A 19654-nucleotide genomic window follows, 5' to 3' on the forward strand; every position below is an offset into this window, starting at 1 on the left:
GGCGGCATGACACCGGACGCGCTCGTCGATTTCTGCCTCAGCCTGCCGCAGGCCGTGGAGACCTTTCCCTTTGGTGAGGAGACGAGCGTGTTCAAGACCAGCGGTAACGGCAAAATCTTCGCGCTCTCGGCCCTGGCCGGCGACCCGCTTACGGTGTCGCTGAAGTGCGACCCGGAAGAGAGCCGCGCGTTGCGTGAGGAGTTTCCGGAGTGGATCACACCGGGCTATCACCTCAATAAGAAGCACTGGATCACGATCGTGCTCGACGGTCACATACCAGTCGAGCTCACCGAGCAGCTGCTGCGCGACAGTCACGCCCTCGTACGCCCTCGAGTTGCCCGCGCCAAAACGCAGTAGCGTTTTCGCGACCCCCATCGACCAACGCTGGCGGCCTGCGACAGGTTAGTCGTCGAGCGGATCGCCGATCGGATCGGCAGCGCCGAGGTCGGCCAGCGCCATCCCGCCCATCGGCAGGCCGGCCCAGGACAGCAGGGTCCAGCCTTCCTCGGGCGAGCCGGTCAGCTCGACCACACCGGTGTTGTCGAGCTCGTTCTCGCCCGCGAAGGTTGGCGGCACGTTGCGCGCGCGGCCAGCGGTCCATACCCGAATGGCCGCGCCGTGGCTGAACACCGCGGCGACCTCCGACTGCTCGGCCGCGGCGGCAATGTCGGCATCGAACCGACGAAAGAATTCGTGACCGTCGTGAGCCCCCGGCATCCGCTTATCGAGGTCACCGGAGCCCCAGGCGATCGCCATTTCCAGATAGGTGCGAACGGATGCCCGATCACGCAGCCCCTCCAGAGCCCCGGCGTCAATCTCGTGCAACCCCGGTGCGACCTGCACCTCGAGGCCACGATCGGCGGCGAGTGGATTCGCCGTGAGCCGGGTGCGCAACAGCGTCGACACGAAGATAGCGTCGACCGGGTCGGAGCGTAGCGCATCGGGAATGGCGGCTGCCTGGCGCAGGCCGAGATCGGTCAGCCCCGGACCGGGGCGCGCGGTATCGAGCCGCCCGAGAACGTTGCCGGGAGTCTGGCCGTGGCGGATCAAAAGAAGTCGCATATCTCTTCAGCATAGGCACAGCGGCTGGGCGTAAGGGGACAACTGTCGGTGGCCGTCAGCCTCTGTGGTTCAAAGGCTGACACGCCGCCTTAGATATCTGTGGCGATTTCGAACTTGGTCAGCGCAGGCGGACCGGTCAGAATTGCTCCCAGGGGTGACTTTCCTGGCCCGGCTCGAAAGGTGCGATAAGCGGCGTCATGCTCCAGCGACGCCCACTTTTCCACCAGTACGAAGTGGGTGGGGTCTTCGGTATCGACGAGAACATCCACGCCGAGACATCCGTTGAAGGCTCTCGTTGCGATAAGCGTCTCGCGCAGCACGTCGGGGGCGTCGGCGAGCGATTCGGTTTTTACATGGATGTCGAGAAAAGCAGTGATGGGCACGAAAAGCTCCTAGCGGTTAAGGGTGGGGACGGTTATTCCTGGTTAGGTGTGTCGGTTTCGAGCAGCTCGGTGATCGACCGGAGGGTCTCGGGGGAAACATCGCTCAGGGTTCGGGCCGCGAAGCTCACCACGCGCGCAACGCGCAGGTTCTTCACGAAGGCGAGTTGAGCGTCGACCCGCTCAGGCAGGTCGTCATCGGAGCCGAGCATGTATTCCGGGGGGATGCGGAAGAACTCGGCGATGCCGGTCAGCAGCGCCGGATCGGTGACGAGTGGGCCTTCGCCCGTGATCATGTAGGCCCAGCGTGCGCGGGACAGGGTCAGTCCGCGTTCGTTCAGCCCCGCTTCGATTTGGCGATAGGTGTACGGAGTGTTGCCTTCGGCGACAACGACGTCGAGCAGCAAATTAAGCTTGCGTGCCAATTCCAGCTGCGGGCTTACCTCGCCTGAGTTCCGCGCGGCGGTCATCGTGTCGATCCGATGAGTGGCGGGTGCTCGATTGGCAACGCGGTCTGAGTGCGCACTTCGGCCCGGTCGATCAGGGCCAGTTCGACCTGGCTGACGGCCTGCTCGGGGTGTAGCAGCACACTGTCCCGAATCTCGACATGCCGCCGATACAGGTGCGCCCCTGGCTTACGAACGGTGAGCAGCTGCACCGGTGACAGCGCGCGCTCGATGCTGAGTTCCGGGGTGTTCGCCAGGAGCCGGTGCCACAACGGTGTGATGCGCCACAACAGCACGCGGTCGAGAAGGTTTTTGCGAGCGGATGCCAGCCCATCGACGGAGGCGGTGAGGCCCAGGCCGATGACAAGGCTGATCGGCGAGAGGAGCAAGCTCAGGTTATAAGCGATTCGGCCCCAACCGACCAGAAGATAGTCTGCGTACAGCACAGCCAGGATGGCGCTGGTCAGGCTGATGATGGCGTACGTGAGAACTCCCAGGCACGCCAGGAGTATGAGACTCACCGAGATCAGGGTCACCGGGCGGTGCTGCCGTCGCAGGTCTCGAATGCACGCGATACCGAACGACACCGCGAAGATGCCCATCGCTATCCAGGTCGTGGCCGCGTACGCGGTGAAATCCCACCGGGGAATGAACGACGCGGCGATATCGTCAGTGATGCGCCAGTCGCTGCCGAAGAACAGACCGGCTTGCACGAGAACGATCGCCGCGGTAATGAGGGTGGTTGCGCGTTTGCGAGCTCGCGTGAGACCGCGCGGTGACATGGCTTCCTGCACAATGACGTCGAGCAATGCGATGGCCACGATGGTGAGGGCGTGGAAGATGAAATAGGTCACGTTGCCGTTGCCGAGCAACGCATCGACGGGCTCGTATACCCGTTGGGGCATCAGGGTCATGGTTAAGGCAAAGACCACCAGGAACAGCAAGAGCGGCCGGCGTAATCCGCGAATGGCCGATGGCACGCAGGCCACTGCGGCGATCCAAAAGACGGCGGACAGAGTGAAGAGAATCGTTTGCACTACAGCACCCGTCCGAATCCGGTTTGGGTGCCGTGGGCAGCCTCCGGTGCATCCGCGAGAATGATGAGGGCCAGTCGATCGCCGATGGCTTCGGCCAGCGCTTCCTGCTCGTCGGTGAACTGGCTGCGCGAGAGCGCGTAGACGATGGCATCCATGGGGATAAGCGGCGCGAGCAGTGCGACGCGTTCCGCCGAAAGCAGCTCTTGTTCCTGATTGAGAATCATGTGGCCGAACTCGTGATTGATAAATTGTTGCCGGTGCACGAGTGACGTCGTTGGTGCGTGGTGGATGCGTTCAAAACTTTCCCCGGCCACTGCGATCCAGAGCCCGCAGACCCCGACCTCGAGCATGCGTGGAGTTGCGCTCTGCACCACGATCTTCTTACCGCGTACCGATTCCATGTGCTGGTGCAGCAACTCGGCCGTGAGCGGTCGGGGCAAACAGAGCCGGGCGACCATCGTGTGCGCCCGTTTCCGACGTAATTCGTAGCTCATGCACTGCCCCCTGTTTGCGCGTTTAGCCTACCCCTTGGTGGGGTCAGCCAGCGTGAGGGTGTGCGTCCGGCCCGAAAAAGCAGTACGATAGACATGTCTAACGTGGGTCCTCGGGGGAGGATCGGCCAGGGCATCGCTCGATAATGATGGAAACGCGGGGGCTCTAATACCGGTGTCTGACATACGGTATGACCACCATTCATCGAGTGGGCTCTGGCTCCACGTGGCATTTGTGCACTCGGCGCCCTCGAATCGGAGTAGTTGATTCGGACTACTTGAATCGGGGGTGTCGAAGGGCAGATCACTTCAACCCAGTCACGCACGCTAAGAAACGTTACTTCGGCGCCGCGCACGGTTCGCGCCCGCCGTTAAGCTGTGCGAATGACTTCTGTGCCCATGAATGACGCCGAAACATCCGTTGATGCGGCGCGCCCGGCTCGATCGCAGGCCCTGCTTGATGCTGTTAATTCCAGCGTCGTCATTGCCGATGGGGCCATGGGAACCATGTTGCAGGAACACAACCCCACCCTCGATGACTACCAGCAGCTTGAGGGCTGCAACGAGATTCTCAACGTGAGCCGCCCCGACATTATCGCGGCCATTCACGACGTCTATCTCGAAACCGGCATCGACGCTATCGAGACGAACACCTTCGGTGCGAACTGGTCCAACCTCTCGGACTACGGGATCGAAGATCGGATCGAGGAGCTCGCCAGGCTCGGCGCCGAGATCGCCCGCGCCAGCGTGGAAAAAATCGAAGTCCGCGACGGTCGCGTGCGCTGGGTGCTCGGTTCGATGGGGCCCGGTACCAAGCTGCCGAGCCTTGGCCACACCACCTATGCCAACCTCAAGGCCACGTTTGCCGAGCAAGCGCTCGGGTTGATCCGTGGTGGCGCTGACGCGTTCCTCATTGAAACCTCGCAAGACCTGCTGCAGACCAAGAGCGCGGTGAACGGATGCAAGCAGGCCATTAGCGAGACCGGCATCCGCTTGCCCATTTTCGTCGAGGTGACGGTGGAGACCACCGGAACCATGCTGATGGGCAGCGAGATCGGCGCCGCGCTGACCGCGCTCGAGCCACTCGGCATCGACGCTATCGGCTTGAACTGTGCGACCGGGCCGACCGAGATGAGCGAGCACCTGCGTCACCTCTCCAAGTTCTCGCGCGTGCCCGTCATCTGTATGCCCAACGCCGGCCTGCCCCAGCTAACGAAGACCGGCGCGAGCTATCCGCTGACCCCCGACCAGCTGGCCACGGCGCACGAACAGTTCGTGAAGGAATTCGGGCTGGGGCTGGTCGGCGGATGCTGCGGCACGACTCCCGCACACATGACGGCCGTGGTCGAACGGTTGCGTGGCGTCACGGTGAAACCCCGCACCCTCGAACAGGACCCGGGTGTCGCAAGTCTGTACCAGCACGTCAGTTTCGACCAGGACAGCGCTTTTCTGGCCATCGGGGAGCGTACCAACGCCAACGGCTCGCGCGCTTTTCGCGATGCCATGCTCGCTGAAAACTGGGACGACTGCGTCGACATCGCCCGCAGCCAGGTGCGCGACGGCGCCCACCTGCTCGACGTCTGCATCGACTACGTCGGTCGCGACGGCGTCGCCGACATGAAGCAGGTCGTCTCCCGACTGGCCAGCGCCTCGACCCTGCCACTCGTCGTCGACTCCACCGAGCCGGCCGTGCTGCAGGCCGGTATGGAACTCATCGGTGGTCGTCCGGTCGTGAACTCGGTCAACTTCGAAGACGGCGAGGGGCCCACGTCGAGGTTCGGCCGCATCATGCCGCTCGTCAAGGAGCACGGCGCGGCCGTGATCGCCCTGACCATCGACGAGGAGGGCCAGGCCCGCACCGCTGAACACAAGGTACGCATTGCCACCCGTCTGGTGGACACCCTCGTGAACACGTGGGGCATGCGGGTTGAGGACATCATCGTCGACGCGTTGACCTTTCCCATCGCGACCGGCCAGGAAGAAACCCGCCGGGACGGCATCGAGACCATTGAGGCGATTCGGCAGATCAAGGCGAAGTACCCCGGCATCCACACCACGCTCGGCGTCTCGAACGTGTCGTTCGGGCTCAACCCCGCCGCGCGCTCGGTGCTCAACTCGGTCTTTTTGCACGAAGCGACGGAGGCGGGCCTTGACTCGGCCATCGTGAACTCGGCCAAGATCGTGCCGCTCGCCTCGGTGCCCGACGACCGCCGCAAGGTGGCGCTCGACCTGGTCTGGGACCGCCGCGAATACGACGCCGAGGGAACCCTCACCTACGATCCGCTGGTGGCCCTGCTCGACCTGTTCGCCGGCGTCGACTCCGCCGCCCTGAAAGACGAGCGCGCCGCCGAACTCGCCGCCTTGCCGGTGGGCGAACGCCTCGAACGCCGCATCATCGACGGCGAGGCCAAGGGCCTGGAGGCTGACCTTGACCTGGCCAGAGCCGAGGGGTTGAGCGCGCTCGATATCGTCAACGTGCACCTGCTCGTCGGCATGCAGGTCGTTGGCGCCCGCTTCGGCAGCGGCGAGATGCAGCTGCCGTTTGTGCTGCAATCAGCCGAGGTGATGAAAGCCGCCGTGGCCCTGCTCGAGCCGCACATGGAGAAATCCGAAGCGGCCGGCAAGGGCACGATCGTGCTCGGCACCGTGCGCGGTGACGTGCACGACATCGGCAAGAACCTCGTTGACATCATCCTCACCAACAACGGCTACGACGTGATCAACATCGGCATCAAACAATCGATAGCCGAGTTCATCCGGGTCGCTGAGGAGAACAACGCCGACGTCATCGGTATGAGCGGGCTGCTCGTGAAATCTACCGTGGTGATGAAAGAGAACCTGCTCGAGCTTCAGTCGCGCGGCTTTGCCGACAAATGGCCGATTCTGCTCGGCGGCGCGGCCCTCACCCGGTCCTACGTCGAGGACGACCTCGACAGCGTCTTCGCCGGGCAGGTGCGCTACGCCCGCGATGCCTTCGAGGGCCTCGCCCTGATGGAACCGCTCGTGGCCATCGCCCGCGGCGCTGACCCTTTGTCGGTGGGCTTGCCGCCGCTGAAGAAACGTATTCACAAGAAGAGCCTGCTCACCTTGACCGAACCCGAAGAGATGCCGGGGCGTTCCGAGGTCGCGAGCGATAACGCGATTCCGGTACCGCCGTTCTGGGGCACCCGCATCGTCAAGGGTGTGGCCCTCGCCGATTTTTCCGCGTTTCTCGACGAACGCGCCACCTTCATGGGGCAGTGGGGGCTCAAGCCCAGCCGGGCCGAAGACGGCGCGAGCTACCAGGAACTGGTCGACACCGTCGGTCGGCCGCGCCTGCGCTATTGGCTCGACCGCATCCTGGGTGAGGGCATGCTTGATGCCTCCGTCGCCTATGGCTATTTTCCCGTGGTCGCCGAGGGCGATGACATGGTCGTGCTGCACCACGGTGATGACCCGACCGGTATGGTCGGTCAGGCCGGACTGCTGGCTCCCGACGGCGGCTCCGGCGGCGAACTCGGCTCTGACCGACTGCGGTTCAACTTTCCCCGGCAGCGCCGTGACAAACACCTGTGCCTGGCCGACTTCGTGCGGGGGAGGGAAACAGGCCAAACGGATGTCGTCGCCCTCCAGCTGGTCACCGCCGGCTCACACGTCGACGAGGTCACGGCGAAAATGTTCGCCGCGAACCAATACCGCGACTACATGGAACTCAACGGGCTCACTATGCAGCTGACGGAGGCCCTCGCCGAGTACTGGCACTCGCGCATCCGCTCGGAATTCGGTGTCGGCGACGAGGACCCGAGTGATGTGGCCGGCATGTTCAAGCTGGAGTATCGCGGGGCTCGGTTCTCCCTGGGCTACCCGGCCTGCCCCGAGATGGAGGACCGTCGCAAGGTGGTCGAGCTTTTGAAACCAGAGCGCATGGGCGTTGTACTGTCAGAGGAGCTGCAGCTGCATCCGGAGCAGTCGACCGACGCGTTCGTCTTCCACCACCCGGAGGCGAAGTACTTCTCGGTTTAGTTTAACGGCGGCGAGTTGAATGGCACGGCGTTGCCCAAGATCGCTTGACGGCATGGCGGCGCACGCGTCGAAGCAGTCAAGAGCGAATCAACGACTGCGCGCATGCAAACGCGTCACCCTGCGCACCTTCACTGCTGTTCTATCTCCCGAGGAACACTCCGTTCACGAAGATGATCGCCGGAAATGTCGCGGTGAAAGCCCAAAAGAAAGTGTCGAGGCCAATCAGTACGGCTGTTCCGAGATGGAGCATGGCCCCGGTAAAAAGCAGCGCTACCAATACGCCAGGGGGAGCTATAAGAGCTACGGGAAAAATGATCTCCGCGACGATAACTGACCATCCGACGAAGCCTCCAAGCCAAGGCCGTCTACGAAGTACGGCTGCGGCCGTGGAGTGTCCATAAGTAGCGGTGTTGAGAATGCTTTGCAGCGCTGATCCTTGACGCCACTGTGCGTTGGATATCTTCGATATTCCTGCCGCGAAATATGCCAACAAGGCCTGCGCCGCGATGAAATATAAACCCACGGCTTGAAAAGGACTCGACGTTGGGAGTAAAAAGGTGAATGCCAAGCCAGCAAGGATGATGAACGATATTTGATTGGATCCATCTTTACCATAGCGAATTTGATAGGCCAGGAAAAGGCTTGATAGCAAAATGATCGTTGCGTAACTGGCGTAGAGCAGGTTGCTTTGAAACGGAATAATTAGCGCTATGGAACAGACGATTCGGGCAATCACGACAATACGCAGCCACACTGAGCCGCTGTGCCCGACCATCCATCCACGTGACGTACCGTGTGACCCAGCGAGGACCTGTCTGCTATTCCAGTCGAACAGACCGCTCGAGACGAATTCTTTCAAACTCAAAAGCAGTTGCAAAGAACCTTGAAGAATTCCTATGCCCACGATGACGGCGGTGATTCGTGCGGCGCTTTCGATTGTCAACATGGCTTATGACACCGGGTGAGTCAGCGAATAAAAACGAACGAGTGGCACAGAAGCTTCGCTAGGACCGCGTGTTTCAACCAAGGCAAATTGGTAGAACGCCTGAGACGACAATGGACTTCCGAGTCGCTTGCGCGCAACGTCAAGCAAGATTATGTATGGCGCGGTGAACTGTAGCCGCTCTGCAGAGCAGCTGATACTGGAAAGTGCCAGTAGCTGAAACAATTCGATCATGCCCTCTCGGTAGCGCTTTCGAGGGTTCCAGAGGGGAAAGAAAAATCCTCTCGGGGATAGATCCAACTCCAACCATGGACTGACGCTCGTTTCAGCGCCGCGACTGCGATACACAAAGTGATAGTTACTTGCGCCGGGATCTGGCGTAAAAAATGACCATTTTGGTATGAGAGTGAAACGGTCAAACCGTGTTGTTAGCCGGCTGAGCCGATTATTTTTCTGAAATACGATCGACAGTAAAAACCAGATAGAGAAAACGACGATTCCAATCACGCCGAAAACGGAGCTTGCAACATCAATCATCATGTGTTCTTCCTCAGATCGAATCGGTCGGCGAACGGCTTGTAACGGAGGCGACTTGACGAACGAACTTGTGGCGGGATTATTCACCGATTCTGGTAGCACGCAGCTGTTGATGATTTGAGAATACGACGCAGAGTTCGGGTCATTTCGATCGTGCGGCACTGACGTTCGCGTGGTAGGCCCGAAGTACCTCCAACGTCTGTGCCGATCGGTTCTCGACGGGAACTTTTTTAAGCTCTTGGCTCATACCCTCTGTGTCGCAACGGATAGCCGAACCGCCGTCCGTGACCACCCAGTCGTCATGGGGGTCGACAGGGGTGATGAGGCTGTCGAGGGATGAGAGTTCGAGATCGGTGAGGCTGATAGCCATGTGCGTTCCGTCTTTCGGGCTCGGAGTCGTCTCGACGCGCTCTCACTGTGAATTCAGGATGACCGGCGGCCGCTCATAATTAAGCGCGCCGGTCCACAGAAACGCGAGCCGTATCGGTTCAACTACCAATGTCTATTCTGAGAATCCAGTTTCGTCAACTATAAAAAAATAAAAAGTTTCACGGACAGATCAGCTCGATAGGGGAAGCCCCTGCAGCGATGTGTTCGGGGGTAGCGGAGCATCAACCCGCCATCCCTGTTCAGTGCGATTATCTCCTGACGGCAGGAAACCTGCGACAAGACATTCGGAATTTGTCAAGGAAGATGAGGCAGTGAGAGTTTAAGCGGCTCGTTCGAGTCCTTCATTACTGCGCGGTCGAACGCGAGTGCTGGCCCCCCGCTGTAGCTCAACATCTGCCCTCGGACCGGCTTGACGCACCGTCGTCCCGGCGGGGTTTGCCTGAACGGGTCCGCGGCCGCTCGGTCAACTGCGTAGGGAAATCTTCGTTCGCCGCAGAGCCGCGAGCACGGCCGGGCCGACTGAGGCGATACCGACCACGGTCGTGATGGCGCGTACCGTATCCCAGGTGAGGGTCGACGTGACGAGTGAGTAGAGCGCGAACGAGGCGAGGTTCTGGCCGGGGTCGGCGGTGGCTTCGTAGGAAATGCCGGTGCCGCTGCCCACCACGAAAGGCCAGAACCAGAGGTTCATAATGAGACCGAACAGGTAGGACGCGACTACGCCGTAGGCGGCGAGCAGGGCGATTTCGAGGTTGGCGCGCATCCGCTGGCCGGAAGACTCTCGCCGTGCAGCGTTCTGCCAGCGTGGGAGCAGCCCGGCGCCGGCAGCGACCCAGCCGCACGCGAACATCTGGAACGGGGTCCACGGGCCAAAGCCGCCCCAGAGCGCCGAGGAGACCGCGATGGTGAGCAGGCCGAGCAGAAAACCGAAGCGCGCTCCGTAGACGCGTCCGGCCAAGATGAGCAGCACGAACACGGCCTCGACCCCGCCGGCGCCGGCGCCGGCGATGCGCACCGCGGCGCCGACGGCCGAGAGTACTCCGAGCAGCGCGACAGTTTGCGCCGTGTACATCTCGCGGTCGAGGGTGAGCGCGAGGGCCACGATTAGTGCCGGGATGAGCGCGAACGCCACGATCGGAACGGCGACCTGCGCGTCTGCCGGCACGGCCCCGACGAAGAACGGCCACGCGAACGCGGAGACGGCGAGCAGGCTGCCGGCACCGAGAATCCACTTCGTCCAGCGGATGCTGCGGTGTGGCCGTGCCTGATCTGCGCGTTCGCGGGGGCGGTCGCTGAATGCGATCCCTGCGTCGGGGGCACTCTGGGCATCTGGAGCCTCGTCGGCGAAAGTACCGACGACGTCGTCGTCGCTGACGTTGCCGGCGGCGGTTGCGTTCGCGCGGGTCGTGGTTGATTCGTTGGTCATGAAAGCACCTCGATCGGGGCGGCGAGCCGCCCGGCCTGCATGTGCAGGTTGCGCGTGGCCAGGTCCTGCGCAAAGTCGTCGTCGTGGGTGGCGAAGATGACCGCTGAGGCTGCACCGGTAGCCGTGAGCAGCGCCGCACTCACGAGTGCGCGCGCAACCTGATCGAGGCCGCGAGTGGGTTCGTCGACGAGGAGTAGGGCGGGCCGGGCCGCGAGCTGAATGGCCATAACGAGGCAGAGCCGTTCGCCGGCGGAGAGGTCGCGCGGGTGGCGCTGCAACAGCGGCGCGGCATCCGTTGGGGCATTGAAGCCGAGCAGATGGGCAAAAAGAGCTGCGGTGCTGCGTTCGGTATCGGTAGCGGCGGGAAGAGCGCGCCTAAAATTCGGTTCGCGCAGCGTTCGATCAGCGCGGCGACATTCCTCGGCCACGGTGATCGCAAACAGCAGGTCGTCGAAGTTCTCGGGCACGAGCGCCACGGTCTGCCGGCGCGTTCGCCGCTTGAGGGATCGAACATCTTGCCCGGCGACGATGACGGTGTCGGCAGATGTCGGCAGCGCGATCGCCCGCAGCAGGCTGGTCTTGCCAGCGCCGTTGCTGCCGCGCAGGGCCACGAGCTCGCCCGCCTGCACCTCGACGGACACGTCGTTGACGACCAGATTGGTTTTGTGCCGAACACTCAGCAGACGGATGCTCGCGAGCGGCACCGCAGGCACAGCGCTGATATCCCGTATAGCGCCCTGCGCCGCCGTTGCGATGCCTGGACCGCTCCCGGAAGATGGCAGTGCGCTGCCCCACGAATCGGCGGGCGAATCGGCGGGGAGCTGGTGCAGCCGGCTGCCTCGAATCTGGAGCCAGGCATCCGCTATGGAAGCGAACTCCTTCGTGTTGTGTTCGGCGATGACGACGCAGACGTCGGCCTCGTGGGCGAGCTGGCCGAGCACGGCGCAGACCCGGTTTCGGGCGACCGTGTCGAGGTCGGCGAGCGGCTCGTCGACGAGCAACAGGATGGGATGGTTTACGAGGGCGGCGGCGATCGCGACGAGGCTGGCCTCACCCGCTGAGAGCCGCTCGATCGGTCGGTCGACCAAGTGTTCGATCTTCAGCCGAGCGGCGACCTCGAGAATACGGGCGTGCACGATGGACGGGGTGACGTTACGCACGGCCAGGGCGAAGCCGATCTCGTCATGCACGGTTTCCGCCGTGAAGCCGAGCCGAACGTTTTGCGCTACGAGTCCGACGAAACCGGCCGTGTCACGCGGGGGAGTCGAGGCCCGATCGGCGCCGACAATGTCGATCCGCCCGTTTTGGGTTCCGTCATAGAAGTGTTGGAACAGCCCGCTCATGCTGTGCAGCAGGCTGGTCTTGCCTGACCCGGTCGCGCCGACGATAACGGTGAGAGTGCCGGGCTTGAGGGTAACGTTGAGCGCGTCGAGGTGCCAGCTTGTCTTGTCAGGCACAGCACCGAAGTTCAATCCGACATCCCGGAGCACCACCGGTGCCTCGCACACGCCGGTTGCGAAGCGGGTCGCCGCGAATCCGCGGGTTTCCATCGAAGCGGCCAACGCGAGCGCGCGCTCGATTGTCTGCTCGAAAATGGGCACGAGCAACGACGCGATCGATCGTTCTCCGCGCAGGGAGCGGGCGACGCGCACGCGGCGCACCGACTCCAGCAACGCCGGAAAGGTCGCCCAGGCGATGACGAGCGAACGGGAGATGGCGCGCAGCGGGCCGCGACCGGCACCGCGCGCGAACAGGGATTGCACGTTGATGACCGCGTTCAGCAGGCCGAAGAACACGATGATGGCGGCGACCGGCAGTGCGCTGAGCGCGGCATTGCCGAGACCGACCAAGGTGATCGGGCCCAGCAGCGAGATGTGGCTGAACGGCCCGTCGAGTCGGAGCCGGGGAAGCTCCAGGAGCACCGGGCCGGTGCCTGCGCCGACGCCACCGAAGACCACGCGGTAGACGATCCGCAGCGAAACGAAGCCCACCGCGAGCACGATTGCCGCGAGAAGCGGGGCGAGGCGCAGGCGAAACACTAGCTGCCGGGCGTCGGCGTTTCAGTGCCGGTCGTGTAGACGAGTCCCACTGACTGGCCGGGTTCGACCTCGAGTGTGCCGATGCCCTCTTGGGCGTAGGCCCAGTCGGCGTCGGGAGTAGCCTTCACCCAGAGCGCCCAGTAAGCGTAAGCCGGTGGCATCGAGGCGCAGGATTCGCTGAAGGATTCCTGGCCCTCGACCACGACGGTTTCGTCGGCGGCCGGGCGGTCGTTGACGCGGCAGACGATGGCGTCGCCGTATTCCACGCTGCCCTCGGTCGTGGTGCCCGTCGTTGCGAGGGTCTCGCTCGCAGCGATGGCCTTGGTCGCGTCGACGCACTCGGTAATCGTGGCAGCGTCAAGCGTTCCGAAGTCCACGACGACGGCGACGCCGGCGCAGTCGGCCGAGGAAGCTTCAGCGGTCGCGGCAGGTGAGACCGACGAGCCGGAATCAGCGGGAGCGCATCCGCTCAGTGCAGCGAGCAGAACGAGCGCGCCCAGCGCCATCGAGGTGCGGGCACCCGTGCTGCGGGAGAAAATGGGCGCGGTAAAAAATGGCGCAGTGCGGTTCATGAATTCAGAATACCTAGCGTTTAGAGGATGCCGGCGACTCGGTCGAGCCCCCCGCGGAGGTCGAGCAAAAGATCGTCGAGCGCTTCGATGCCCACCGACAGGCGCAGCATTCCGGCGGTGATGCCGAGGCGTGCGTTCAGATCGGGGGCAAACGATGCATGGGTGGTGGTGAGCGGATGCAGCACCATCGAGCGGGTGTCGCCGATTCCGGTCATGCGGCTGAACACCCGCAGGCCGTTTGTGAAGGCGCGAGCGCCCTCGGTGCCGCCCTTGACGGTGACGGCGAAGACTGATCCGGTGCGACCGTTGTAGTACGTCTGCGCGATCTCATGCAGCGGGCTGCTCGGCAGGCCGGCGTAGTCGACGACCTCGACCTCTGGCTGTTCTTCGAGCCAGTGCGCGAGGGCGATCGAGTTGTCGACGTGGCGTTCCATGCGCAGCGACAGGGTTTCGATGCCCTGGTGCAGCAAGAACCCATTGAACGGCGACAGCGACGGGCCGACATCGTTGACGACGGCCTCGCGCACGTATTGGGCGTAGGCGGCCGGGCCGAACCGTTCGAGCAGCGAGGGCAGGCCGGGGCGCAATGAGTCGGTCAGCAGCGGGTAGCGGCGGGAGCTCGCCGCCCAGTCGAAGGTGCCGCCGTCAACGACCGCGCCCGATACGCCGGCGCCGTGGCCGCTGAGAAACTTGGTGGTCGAGTGCACGACGATGTCGGCGCCGTGTTCGAACGGGCGAATGAGGTACGGCGTGGCGACGGTGTTGTCGACGACGAGCGGAATGCCGTGGCGGCGGGCGACGGCGGCAACGCGGGCGATGTCGACGACGTCGTTGCGCGGGTTCGGAATGGTTTCGGTGAAGATCGCCTTGGTTTCCGGCCGGATCACCGCGTCCCAGGCGGCATCGGAGTCGGTGTCCCACACGTAGTCCACCGCGATGCCCATGCGTCGAAAGCTCCGGCCGAGCAGAATGCGTGTGCCGCCGTAAATGCTCGCGGTCGAGACGATGTGCTCACCCGATTCGGCGAGGGCAAACAGGGCGGCGCTGATCGCTGCCTGTCCACTCGACACGGCGACGCAGGCCGTGCCGCCCTCCAGCGACGCCAGGCGCTGTTCAGCAACCGCGTTGGTGGGATTGCCTTGCCGGGAGTAGATGGGTTCGCGGGATCCGCCGTTGAACCGGGCAGCTCCGTCGTCGAAGGAGTCGAAGACATAGCCGGCGCTCAGGGTGAGCGGTGGAATGCGCGCGCCGCGGTTCTCGTCGGCGTACTCGCCCACGTGCACTTGGCGGGTGTCGAAGCTGAAGGTGTCCCAATCGGTGATCGGCGCGACCACCTCGGTGGCGTCAGAATTCAGTGAAGTCGATGCTGGTGCGGGCGTGGCCATGAAACTCACTGGTGCGTCGGTGTCGGGCTGGAGCGGGGCATCCGTTGTCGTCATCAGCCGGCCGCCGCAGTCGGGAAAGCGGCAGAAGCGGCTTGAACCCGCGCGACGAGCGCCGCGATGCGAGCGACGGCCTCGCGCAGAGTGTCTGGCGAGCAGGCCAGGTTGAGGCGGGCGAAACCAACTCCGCCGAGGCCGAAGCTCTCGCCGTTGTTGAGGGCGACGCGGGCGTCGTTGAGAATGCGCTGGTACGGGTTGTCACCGAGGCCCAGCTGGCGCAGATCCAGCCAGGCAAGGTAGCTGGCGCGCGGCCGGTGGTAAATCACGGCGGGCAGATGTTCGTACAGTAATTCGGCAAGCAGAGAATCGTTGGCGACAATGTGATCGATGGCAGTGTCGAGCCAGTCGGTACAGCCGAACGCGGCGATGTTCGCGTGCAGGCCGAGGATGCTGGTGCGACAGGCGACCTCTTCGGGCAGTCGGTTCAGCAGCTCGTTGGTGGCATCATCGGCGGCAATGACGAGTGCACACTTCAGGCCGGCAATATTCCAGCCCTTACTCGCCGAGGTCACGGTAACCGCGCGGGCGCCGGCGGCCAAGGCCAGCGGTGCGAATGGAGTGAAGGTGGTGCCGGGGTGGGTCAGCGGCGCGTGAATCTCATCCGAGATCACAAACACGTCGTACTGGGCCGCGAGCCGGGCAAGCGCCTCCAGAGTTGACCGCTCCCAGACAATCCCGTGCGGATTGTGCGGGTTGCAGAGCAGAAAGGCAGCGACGCCGGTCGCGAAACTGCGTTCCAGCCCGGCCAAGTCGAGTGCCCAACTGTCAGCTAGTTCGATCAGCGGCGTTTCCAAAACGGATGCCGCGGCCTCCTCCACCAGTTCGTAGAACGGCGGGTAGACCGGCGGGGTGATCGCCACTCGGCCGCCGGCCGGAACTGCCAGCCGCAGGGCCTCGACGATGCCGACGCTCACGTCGGTGGCGAGGTGCACGTGGCTCGGGTCGACCTGCCAGCCCCAACGCTGAAGCGCAAACTGCGTGAAGACGGGTGCGAGCGGGCCGGGGCCGTCGAGGTAGCCGGTATCGGAGGCCTGTACGCGCTGCACGAGGGTCGCGACGATTTGCGGAGCTAGGGGATAATCCATCTCGGCAACAAACAAGGGAAGTACGTCGGCGGGAAACCGAGTCCACTTGACGCTGCTGCGCTCGCGCCGGATATGCTCCAGCGGTGCGACCTCGATGACTGACATGACCACAGCATGTTCTAGCCGCCACAAATAAGCGAACAGGTCCGTAAATATTCGACACATGAGCGGATGCCGCCGGTGGCTAGCCGCAGCGGGTTATCACCCCTGACGGAGGTCTTGCAGACTCCCGAACTGCTGCGGCTGGCGGCGCGGCGCTCACGATAAGCGCCCGCAAGTCGAACCCTCTACGGGACGGGCGGGCGCCGGGGGACGTGCTTGGAGCGCTAACTTGTAAAACTCGTCGATGGGCGGCTGGCGATTATCTTGGCCGGCAGCTCGAGTTGTGCGCCGCACGTGGACTCAGCGGATCTGGCGACGATGACCTTCGGATTCTCGGTCGATACCGAAGGCCCGTGCACAGACGATTTGGCCCCCACGACGTACGAGTTCGACGTGCCATCAACCGAGAATCTGCCGATGTTCATCACGATAAACTTCACGTCCAGCTCTCAGCTACCGGTTCTGCGGTAAGCATCGATCGCGCACGGCCGTGCCGGCAACCAACCAATACTTTCTCACGGCGGGACCGCATGAAATCGTCGCGACTTTGAGGCTGCGCTAGAACTGCAAAAGACTAACATTCGCTGCGATTCCCAGCGAGATCATCCTGCATGATGCCTGGCCGCAGGATGACCTTCTCATCGCTGCGCACGGGGAACGACGACCGGGACGATTAGCGTGAAAGAAACCACACGCTACCGCTGACTGGGCCTGAAGCAAGCCGACGAACGTCAATCAGCTTGCTTCCCGGAGGTTGGGGTTGCGCCCAGGTGGGTGCCACGCGGCAGGGTGCCCTTCAACTTCGGTAAGCGATGCCCTTGGCCTCATCGCGTTCTCAAGGTTATTGAGTCTGCATCGGAGTGATGGTGAGATCGACTGAACCAAATGGGAACGGGTAGAAGAATGTGCCGCTGCCATTCCAATCGGTAATGGGAATCATCGCAAACCAAATCTGGCTAATCGCGACCGATGTGACAGCGAGAATCACGACCGTGACAGCGCCTCGGTCGAGGTAGCGCAGCGCGGCGGGAACATCACTTGCCCGGCGAAGTACGAAGGTAAGCGCTCCGATCACGATGGCGAAGATGCCGATATAGATAACGACACTCGGTTGGAGCGTCAGGTTAATGCACCTCGGCGCCAGCTCGGTTACGTTTCCGGCTGCATCGATAAATGTGCCATCAGCGTTCACTCCACCTGGGCAGTAGCCCTTGCTGGCCGCAGTGAACGCGGTGTACCCCAGAGCAGCGAGCATGGCAAGCACAACGAGGCGCCGGATGCGCACAACGATTGGCCGCAGCGGCAATGCGTCTGCGGCCTGCGCACCTTCGGGCTGAAGCGACAACGACATTGTGACCCCCGATCGGCCTGCAGCGGCCGTACGTGTAGCCTACCGACGGGTTTTAAGGTGCCGGCAAAGCCGCCCGGCGGCCATTCCCTCCGCTGCCAGCGGAACGGCGGACCGGGGATACGCCCACCGGAGAGCCCGCGCGCGCCGTCCGCTAGTGTTCGTCACCGTCACCGTCACCGTCACCGTCACCGCCACGCCGTCGCCGCACGCGTTTGGGAAGTTGGTCCTGGTTTGGACACGTGCCAATGCAGCGAACAGGGGCCACGAGCGCTGGTCGCCGCGCGGACACGCACATCGCACGACCATGGCACCGTCCGTGATGCCTGACCCGACCTGAACGTGCCCGCAAGCCGGAGGCCGAACGGGCCGAAGCCGACGCGGCTGACCTGCTACCGATATCTCGGACAGTGGGTCCTTTTAAAATGAGGGTTCACTGAAAGTAGAGATCAGCATGACCGCAGCGCGTAGGCGTTTCGTCCGAGACGTCACAGACGAGCTGTGCCGCGAGTTGATCAACACGTCCACACCGATCAAGGACGTCGCCACCGCATGTGGCGTCGGGCCGAGACGCTTCGGAACTGGCTGGGCAAATATCGTGAGGCCAACGGCGGGACGGAAGCGGACGTGGCGGTGTCGGAACGGGCCCGTCTGAAGGAACTTGAGCGGGAAGTTCACGAGCTGCGGGCGGAGACCGCCTTCTTAAACAAGCCAGCGCTTACTTCGCGCGGGCGCAGCGGTAGTGGGCAAGTACGAATACATCGATTCCCAAAAATCTGAGCCCACCAACCGGGATTCGGTGGTGAAAATGTGTCTTTGGCTAGCCGTCTCCACGTCCGGTTTCTACCACTGGGCAATCCGGCCGCAGTCCGCGACCGCGGCCCGCTGAGAGGCCTTGGTCTCCCGGATACAACACTTTTTTGAGGAGTCCGACGGCACCGACGGATACCGCCGAATCCACGCCAACCTTGCCGCCGAACAGACCGAATGCGTGCCAGAGCTGGTCCGTCGACTGCTATTCCCAGAAAGTCGTCGGCTGGTCCATCGCCGATCATATGCATCAGAGCTCGTCGCCAATGCCTGCGGAACGCCGCTGCGACGACCCTGATCGAGCCTGATGCGATCTGGCACTCCGACCGCGGCAGCGTGTATGCCTCGGCCGAGTTTCGGGCTCTGGCGACCGGACTGGGGATGCGGTCCTCGATGAGCCGCACCGGTGTGTGTTGGGACTGTGACACGATCAGCTCACCAGGCTTGGTCGCGGCTTGACCCGTGTTGGGATTGACCGCCGCTCAACCGTGGCGTGTCCTTGTGCTGATCTGTCGACCTCGGCCCAGTCTGGAGCAGGTTTCCGCCTGCTCAGCCATGTCCGACAGGTGTCGAAATTAGCGGGGTGATGGGGTCTGCGCGTCCTTTTCCGTGGCAGCCCGCGAGGGTTGGCCGGAACAGTCACCGGCCGGCTCAGGTCAAGGCAGTGGCTTCGAAGACGCGCAGCCCGGTACTGATCAGCGTCATGCACGTGTCCTCGTCCTCATTCGCGGGGATCGGAGCACGTGACTGAACCGTAACGTCGCCTTGTACTCATCTGAGGCTGGCCGTGCGAGACTGGGGGCACACCTATGCCTACGGCTCTCAGCCCGCGTCCCCATCCAGCTCCGCATCCGCGCCTCCAGTTGTGCCCGTGCCGGTGGCCGTAGATCAACGTGTGATCGAAGCGAAGGGGTTTTGATGTGTGGGATTTTTTAGGGGCTCAGTTTGAGCAGATCCTGTTCAGCAGCTGGCAGCACTTCAGTCTCGTCGTGCAGTGCCTGATCTTGGCGACAGTTATCGCCGTCGTGCTGGCCGCCCTCGTGTACCGTAATTCCGCTCTGACCGGCGTCGCCAACTCGGTGTCGGCCATTGGCTTGACTATTCCATCGTTTGCGTTCATCGGGCTGCTTATCGCGCCGCTCGGCTTCGGTGTCACTCCGGCCGTCATTGTCGTGGCGTTCTTCGCTACGCTGCCCATTCTGCGCAACGCGGTCGTGGGACTGTCGGGTATTGCACCGTCGATCGTGGAATCCGCCCGTGGCATCGGTATGAGCCGGTTCCGTACGCTCCTGCAGGTGGAACTGCCAATGGCGTGGCCGATTATCCTCACAGGCATTCGGGTATCCGCCCAAATGGTCATGGGAATCGCCGCGATCGCCGCATATTCCCTCGGCCCGGGCCTGGGCGGATTCATCTTCTCCGGCCTTTCCCGCCTCGGCGGTGCCAACTCCCTCGAATCCGTGCTGACGGGCGTCATCGGCGTTGTTGTGCTCGCCCTCATTCTTGATCTTCTTCTCGTCGGCCTCGGCCGCCTGACCACAC

The 19654-nt window shown here is 63.1% G+C and carries 17 protein-coding genes and 1 pseudogene; 4 read left to right on the forward strand and 14 right to left on the reverse strand.

The features are described 5' to 3' along the window. Positions 1-6 precede the first annotated feature (6 nt). The gene (locus CXY75_RS04980) at positions 7-357 is read left to right on the forward strand and encodes an MmcQ/YjbR family DNA-binding protein (RefSeq protein ID WP_104081730.1); all 351 of its coding nucleotides are present in this window, start codon (positions 7-9) and stop codon (positions 355-357) included. Positions 358-402: 45 nt separating this feature from the next. Here CXY75_RS04980 and CXY75_RS04985 read toward each other — a convergent pair whose 3' ends face one another. The 5 genes from CXY75_RS04985 to CXY75_RS05005 form a co-directional block, all read right to left on the reverse strand. Continuing rightward, positions 403-1062 (reverse strand): histidine phosphatase family protein, encoded by a 660-nt coding sequence (locus CXY75_RS04985; protein ID WP_104081731.1) that lies wholly within the window; start codon positions 1060-1062, stop codon positions 403-405. Positions 1063-1151: 89 nt separating this feature from the next. Then, positions 1152-1445 carry a putative quinol monooxygenase gene (locus CXY75_RS04990; protein ID WP_104081732.1) on the reverse strand — a complete coding sequence of 98 codons (294 nt, stop codon included), beginning with the start codon at positions 1443-1445 and terminating at the stop codon, positions 1152-1154. Positions 1446-1477: 32 nt separating this feature from the next. Then, the gene (locus CXY75_RS04995; RefSeq protein ID WP_104081733.1) at positions 1478-1912 is read right to left on the reverse strand and encodes a hypothetical protein; all 435 of its coding nucleotides are present in this window, start codon (positions 1910-1912) and stop codon (positions 1478-1480) included. Further along, positions 1909-2925: a DUF6545 domain-containing protein gene (locus tag CXY75_RS05000; RefSeq protein WP_104081734.1), complete on the reverse strand. Its 1017-nt coding sequence runs from the start codon at positions 2923-2925 to the stop codon at positions 1909-1911. The genes CXY75_RS04995 and CXY75_RS05000 overlap by 4 nt, the downstream gene beginning before the upstream one ends. Then, entirely contained in the window at positions 2925-3419 is a 495-nt protein-coding gene (locus tag CXY75_RS05005; RefSeq protein WP_146069374.1) for a hypothetical protein, read from the reverse strand. The genes CXY75_RS05000 and CXY75_RS05005 overlap by 1 nt, the downstream gene beginning before the upstream one ends. 381 nt (positions 3420-3800) lie before the next feature. On the opposite strand from CXY75_RS05005, the gene metH reads away from it, so the two are divergent. Next, the gene (gene metH, locus CXY75_RS05010; protein ID WP_104081736.1) at positions 3801-7418 is read left to right on the forward strand and encodes a methionine synthase; all 3618 of its coding nucleotides are present in this window, start codon (positions 3801-3803) and stop codon (positions 7416-7418) included. Between the two features lie 139 nt (positions 7419-7557). Here metH and CXY75_RS05015 read toward each other — a convergent pair whose 3' ends face one another. The 9 genes from CXY75_RS05015 to CXY75_RS05050 form a co-directional block, all read right to left on the reverse strand. Continuing rightward, entirely contained in the window at positions 7558-8364 is an 807-nt protein-coding gene (locus tag CXY75_RS05015) for a hypothetical protein (protein WP_104081737.1), read from the reverse strand. A 3-nt stretch (positions 8365-8367) separates the two neighbouring features. Further along, positions 8368-8901: a hypothetical protein gene (locus CXY75_RS19410; RefSeq protein WP_146069375.1), complete on the reverse strand. Its 534-nt coding sequence runs from the start codon at positions 8899-8901 to the stop codon at positions 8368-8370. 139 nt (positions 8902-9040) lie between these two features. After that, a complete protein-coding gene (locus CXY75_RS05020; RefSeq protein WP_104081738.1) occupies positions 9041-9268 on the reverse strand; it encodes a hypothetical protein in 228 nt (75 codons plus the stop codon). A 483-nt stretch (positions 9269-9751) separates the two neighbouring features. Next, a complete protein-coding gene (locus CXY75_RS05025) occupies positions 9752-10714 on the reverse strand; it encodes an ECF transporter S component (RefSeq protein WP_104081739.1) in 963 nt (320 codons plus the stop codon). Beyond that, the gene (locus CXY75_RS05030; protein ID WP_104081740.1) at positions 10711-12753 is read right to left on the reverse strand and encodes an ATP-binding cassette domain-containing protein; all 2043 of its coding nucleotides are present in this window, start codon (positions 12751-12753) and stop codon (positions 10711-10713) included. Before CXY75_RS05030 ends, CXY75_RS05025 begins: the two co-directional genes overlap by 4 nt. Next, positions 12753-13325 carry a hypothetical protein gene (locus tag CXY75_RS05035; RefSeq protein ID WP_104081741.1) on the reverse strand — a complete coding sequence of 191 codons (573 nt, stop codon included), beginning with the start codon at positions 13323-13325 and terminating at the stop codon, positions 12753-12755. The genes CXY75_RS05030 and CXY75_RS05035 overlap by 1 nt, the downstream gene beginning before the upstream one ends. 20 nt (positions 13326-13345) lie before the next feature. Continuing rightward, a complete protein-coding gene (locus CXY75_RS05040) occupies positions 13346-14764 on the reverse strand; it encodes an O-acetylhomoserine aminocarboxypropyltransferase/cysteine synthase family protein (protein ID WP_369826674.1) in 1419 nt (472 codons plus the stop codon). After that, positions 14764-15957 carry a MalY/PatB family protein gene (locus CXY75_RS05045; RefSeq protein ID WP_104081742.1) on the reverse strand — a complete coding sequence of 398 codons (1194 nt, stop codon included), beginning with the start codon at positions 15955-15957 and terminating at the stop codon, positions 14764-14766. The genes CXY75_RS05040 and CXY75_RS05045 overlap by 1 nt, the downstream gene beginning before the upstream one ends. Before the next feature lie 838 nt (positions 15958-16795). Next, on the reverse strand, positions 16796-17305 hold the full coding sequence (locus CXY75_RS05050; RefSeq protein ID WP_104081743.1) for a hypothetical protein: 510 nt from the start codon (positions 17303-17305) through the stop codon (positions 16796-16798). Between the two features lie 451 nt (positions 17306-17756). Between CXY75_RS05050 and CXY75_RS20405 the strand changes: the two are divergent. Then, positions 17757-18532: pseudogene (locus CXY75_RS20405) on the forward strand (DDE-type integrase/transposase/recombinase); the annotation flags it as partial. Between the two features lie 500 nt (positions 18533-19032). Beyond that, positions 19033-19654: ABC transporter permease (locus tag CXY75_RS05060; RefSeq protein ID WP_104081745.1), on the forward strand; the 622-nt coding region annotated here is incomplete at its 3' end.

Origin of the sequence: Cryobacterium sp. Y11 (assembly GCF_002929535.1) — a bacterium.
GTDB lineage: Bacteria > Actinomycetota > Actinomycetes > Actinomycetales > Microbacteriaceae > Cryobacterium.

What these genes read in the sequence shown, in the direction of transcription:
- CXY75_RS05040 (WP_369826674.1), bottom strand. Translation starts at nt 14,764, where the DNA reads ATGACGACAACGGATGCCCCGCTCCAGCCCGACACCGACGCACCAGTG.
- CXY75_RS05025 (WP_104081739.1), bottom strand. Translation starts at nt 10,714, where the DNA reads ATGACCAACGAATCAACCACGACCCGCGCGAACGCAACCGCCGCCGGC.
- CXY75_RS05005 (WP_146069374.1), bottom strand. Translation starts at nt 3,419, where the DNA reads ATGAGCTACGAATTACGTCGGAAACGGGCGCACACGATGGTCGCCCGG.
- CXY75_RS04995 (WP_104081733.1), bottom strand. Translation starts at nt 1,912, where the DNA reads ATGACCGCCGCGCGGAACTCAGGCGAGGTAAGCCCGCAGCTGGAATTG.
- CXY75_RS19410 (WP_146069375.1), bottom strand. Translation starts at nt 8,901, where the DNA reads ATGATGATTGATGTTGCAAGCTCCGTTTTCGGCGTGATTGGAATCGTC.
- CXY75_RS04980 (WP_104081730.1), top strand. Translation starts at nt 7, where the DNA reads ATGACACCGGACGCGCTCGTCGATTTCTGCCTCAGCCTGCCGCAGGCC.
- metH (WP_104081736.1), top strand. Translation starts at nt 3,801, where the DNA reads ATGACTTCTGTGCCCATGAATGACGCCGAAACATCCGTTGATGCGGCG.
- CXY75_RS05050 (WP_104081743.1), bottom strand. Translation starts at nt 17,305, where the DNA reads ATGTCGTTGTCGCTTCAGCCCGAAGGTGCGCAGGCCGCAGACGCATTG.
- CXY75_RS04985 (WP_104081731.1), bottom strand. Translation starts at nt 1,062, where the DNA reads ATGCGACTTCTTTTGATCCGCCACGGCCAGACTCCCGGCAACGTTCTC.
- CXY75_RS05015 (WP_104081737.1), bottom strand. Translation starts at nt 8,364, where the DNA reads ATGTTGACAATCGAAAGCGCCGCACGAATCACCGCCGTCATCGTGGGC.
- CXY75_RS05035 (WP_104081741.1), bottom strand. Translation starts at nt 13,325, where the DNA reads ATGAACCGCACTGCGCCATTTTTTACCGCGCCCATTTTCTCCCGCAGC.
- CXY75_RS05045 (WP_104081742.1), bottom strand. Translation starts at nt 15,957, where the DNA reads ATGTCAGTCATCGAGGTCGCACCGCTGGAGCATATCCGGCGCGAGCGC.
- CXY75_RS05020 (WP_104081738.1), bottom strand. Translation starts at nt 9,268, where the DNA reads ATGGCTATCAGCCTCACCGATCTCGAACTCTCATCCCTCGACAGCCTC.